General features: G+C 51.6%; 1 protein-coding gene. It reads right to left on the reverse strand.

Annotation, left to right across the window (positions count from 1 at the left end):
• The coding region (locus SPM24T3_RS24100) for an FAD-dependent oxidoreductase (RefSeq protein WP_009639456.1) at positions 1-583 on the reverse strand (583 nt) is incomplete at its 3' end.
• Positions 584-719: the final 136 nt, after the last annotated feature.

Here is a 719-nt window from a genome sequence, read left to right on the forward strand (position 1 = left end):
GCGTTTTGCCGCTGTCTGGCTCCTCGGCTTCCACTATCCACAGGCCGTTTTCACGCCAGGCGCGTGTTACTTTAGTGCGCGTACGCACTTCGCCACCGTGTTTCTCAACTTCCTGTGCGTTCAGCACCACCAGTCGTGCATCGTCAACCCAACAGTCGGAATATTCGAAACCGCGCACGATTTCAGGCTTTAACACCGAGTCTGAGCCAAAACGCAAACTTTTACTGCCCGGCAGACTGGTGCGTTTACCAAGATGATCATACATAAACAACCCGATACGGATCATCCATGCCGGACGCAGATGCGGACGGTGTGGCAGACGAAAGCGCATTGGGAAAGCGATATGCGGGGCCATTTTTAACAGCACTTCACGCTCAGCCAGTGCTTCACTGACCAGTCGAAATTCGTAGTGTTCCAGGTAACGCAGGCCACCGTGGATCAATTTTGAGCTGGCGGAAGAGGTTGCGCAGGCCAGGTCTTGCGCTTCCAGCAACAGCACAGACAGGCCGCGTCCTGCAGCATCCGCTGCAATGCCAGCGCCGTTGATGCCGCCGCCGATTACGATCAAGTCTTTGGTTTCCACGTCATCTCCTCCGATGTTCGTAAAGGTTCTTTAATGTTCGTTTTCGAGCATAATAATAATCGTAATCGCACATTGATGCCAGCGTTAACCAAATTAAAACGTTTATGCGTGATACAGATAACATAATTGACTAAAG

Source organism: Serratia sp. M24T3 (assembly GCF_000257645.1).
In the GTDB taxonomy this organism is placed as follows: domain Bacteria; phylum Pseudomonadota; class Gammaproteobacteria; order Enterobacterales; family Enterobacteriaceae; genus Rouxiella.